The organism is Bacillota bacterium, assembly GCA_024655925.1.
In the GTDB taxonomy this organism is placed as follows: domain Bacteria; phylum Bacillota; class DTU025; order DTU025; family JANLFS01; genus JANLFS01.
Genome location: JANLFS010000083.1, coordinates 6,484 through 9,337, shown reverse-complemented (window position 1 = coordinate 9,337; position 2,854 = coordinate 6,484). Strand labels below are relative to the sequence as shown.

General features: G+C 59.9%; 4 protein-coding genes. All 4 read left to right on the top strand.

Annotated elements, in window-relative coordinates; genetic code table 11:
- On the top strand, nucleotides 1-224 hold a 224-nt coding region (locus NUW23_12055), incomplete at its 5' end, for a hypothetical protein (protein ID MCR4426898.1).
- 38 nt (nucleotides 225-262) lie between these two features.
- Nucleotides 263-1,342, top strand: coding sequence for a hypothetical protein (locus NUW23_12050; GenBank protein ID MCR4426897.1), 1,080 nt, complete (start codon nucleotides 263-265; stop codon nucleotides 1,340-1,342).
- Between the two features lie 52 nt (nucleotides 1,343-1,394).
- Nucleotides 1,395-1,835 (top strand): nucleoside-diphosphate kinase, encoded by a 441-nt coding sequence (gene ndk / locus NUW23_12045; GenBank protein ID MCR4426896.1) that lies wholly within the window; start codon nucleotides 1,395-1,397, stop codon nucleotides 1,833-1,835.
- On the top strand, nucleotides 1,819-2,854 hold a 1,036-nt coding region (locus NUW23_12040), incomplete at its 3' end, for an HD domain-containing protein (GenBank protein MCR4426895.1). The genes ndk and NUW23_12040, both read left to right, overlap by 17 nt.

The window sequence follows — 2,854 nt, the reverse complement described above, 5'->3', positions numbered from 1 at the left end:
CCTCGAGGGCGAGAACCGGGGCGTTTACTGGGCTGTACTACTTGTTCTCGTCCCTTGCAGCGATCAGCGGTCCTCCGGTGTTCGGGTTGCTGCGGGATCTCGCGGGCATGCGTGTGGTGTTCCCATTCGCTATGATATGTGCCATCGTCGCGTTCGTCTTCATGAAGCGGGTGAGGAGGGGTGAACCTCCAGCGAGCGAGTCGAGGGAGGATGAGGCAGTCTGATTGTAGTCTTCTCCGCGCGAGGCTAGAATGAACGCAGAATGTCGAAAGAGGGTGCACTCCACTTGCGGATCTCGGCGACTCTATACGGGTTCGGACATGTGGGGCGAGAGTTCGTCCGGATGCTCCACCGAAAACGAGACATGCTGGAGAGGGAATTCGGTCTAGACGTGGCACTGACAGCCGTTGTCACGTCGCGAGGAGGAATCACGAACGAAGCGGGTCTTGACCTGTCGGACTTGGCCTTGTACGCTGAGCACGGCGGACCGTTTTCCCAGTTTCCAGGGTTTCGACCCAGCGACCCCGAAGACATGGACTTGTGGCTTCCAAAGGCCTCAGAGCAGTGCAGGGTCGTGGTGGACGCATCTGCGTCCGACCTCCTGACCGGGGAACCTGCACTCAGTAGGTTGAAACGGGCGGCTGCGGCCGGGTGTCACATCATCACCTTGAACAAGGCCCCCCTGGTCGCGGATTTCCCGGGCTTGACAGGGGCCGCGGAAGCTTCCGGCGTCGTGCTCAAGTTCAGTGGGGCGACGGCAGCAGGCCTTCCAACCTTGGACACAGCCGTTCGAAGTCTTGCCGGCGCGGAGATATTAGTAATCGAGGGCGTTCTGAACGCCACGACCAACTACATTCTGACGTCGATGTCGGACGAAGGTCTGCCCTATTCCGAGGCCCTAACCAGGGCGCAGGCCCTCGGACTCGCCGAAACCGATCCGGGGCGGGATGTCGAAGGGTTGGATACCGCGTGCAAGATCTTGCTCCTTGCCAATGCGGCGATGCGGGCGGGAAAGACCCTCGATGACGTATCGGTGCAGGGGATCACGCAGGTCACGAGACGGGATATCGCCCACTGGGCGATGGAAGGGCGAACACTCCGGCTTGTCGGACGGGCGGTCAGAAACGGCGATGATGTCTCCATAGAGGTGAAACCCACGCCGATCCCGAATGGGGACTTCCTGGCACAGGTGCGGGGGGATTTCAAGGCGGTGCGGTTCGTGACCGACATCTTCGGAGAGCTTACAATGGTGGGAGGCGCAGGTGGCCCCAGGGCGGCGTCAGCCACCGCGCTCAAGGACTTGATCAACCTGGGTAGATCCGTTGCCGAGAGGCAAGGGTAGTCTGTGCGTTCAGTTACGGTCCCGAGACCGTGGAGTGCGGAGAGGGCTAGACATGGAGCGTACATGCATAATCATAAAGCCAGATGGGGTGTCCCGCGGCCTCGTGGGTGAGATTGTCTCGAGGTTCGAGCGCAGAGGGTTCAGGGTAGCCAACGCCCGCGCGCTTGTGATGACGGACGATCTAGTCGCAGAGCACTACGCACATCTGGTTTCCGAAGCATTCTTCCCGGAGATTCGGGCCTACATGACCTCCGGCCCTGTGCTGGCCATGGTTCTGGAGGCGCCCAACGCTGTGGAAGCAGCTAGGCAGATGGTGGGAGCGACCGACCCCATGAAGGCTGCACCGGGCACCATCCGGGGTGACTTGGCCACGAGCTTGAGGTTCAACCTCGTTCATGCGTCTGACAGTCCATCTTCGGCGGCCGTGGAGATCAACAGGTTCTTCCCTTCCGAAGATCCCAGAAAGGAATCCGGATATGCAGCGACAAGTTGAGAAGCGGCAGTTTGCTTCCGAGTTGAGAGTGGGTACCATCGTCAACTCGGTTTTCATGTGCGCAGACATCAAGGTCAGGCAGACTAGGGCCGGGTCTTCCTTTGCCGAGGTCCGGCTGGTCGACCGGACCGGAGACATCAGTTTGAAACTCTGGAATTACTCGGAGAGCGCGACCCCAGGTCTCGAGCCTGGTGTTCTCGTTAGGCTCAAGAATGCGCCGGTCACCGAGTATGCGGGAAGCCTCCAGTTGTCCATGGACTCCGCACAGTTCGGTGGGGCAATTACCATATGCGCAGCAGGCGAGTGTGATCTTGCTGACTTCATCCCTGCCACCACTCGGGATATCCATGCGCTCCGAGGTGAACTGGAGGAGACTGTCGCCTCGGTGACTAAGAAACCGGTCAGGTGCTTGCTCCAGTCGTTCTTTGGCGATTCCGAGTTCGTTGCGAAGTTCTGTGAATGGCCAGCGGCGGTGAAACACCATCACGCGTACTTCGGCGGGCTTCTGGAACATACCGTAAGCGTCTTGCGGATCTGTCGATGTGCCGCGGAGCAGTATGACTACATAGACTGGGACCTCTTGGCCGCGGGTGCACTTCTCCACGACATCGGCAAGCTCGGATCGTATGCATACGACAGGACCAGGGCGGCGGCCACAATGGCGCCTGCGGGAGTCATGGAAGACCACATCATGATCGGGGCTGACGCTGTCGGAAGGCACATCTCGGCCTTGGCCAACTGCTCAGACCGGGCAAGGTGCGACTCTCCGGATCCGTGCTGGGATGCCGACATGACTCTCAGAATGAGCCATCTCATCGTAAGCCACCATGGCGCCTTGGAGTGGGGGTCCCCTGTGGTGCCTTCCACCATCGAGGCCTGCGTACTGCACTACGCTGACAACATGGATGCCCAGGTGAACAAGTTCGAGAGGACCATCCGCGAAGCCCCGCCGGGAACGGACGGCCAGTACAGATACTCTGAAGTACTCGGAAAAATCATCTATATCCCTCCCGACGTCG

What these genes read in the sequence shown, in the direction of transcription:
- NUW23_12050 (MCR4426897.1), top strand. Translation starts at nt 263, where the DNA reads ATGTCGAAAGAGGGTGCACTCCACTTGCGGATCTCGGCGACTCTATAC.
- ndk (MCR4426896.1), top strand. Translation starts at nt 1,395, where the DNA reads ATGGAGCGTACATGCATAATCATAAAGCCAGATGGGGTGTCCCGCGGC.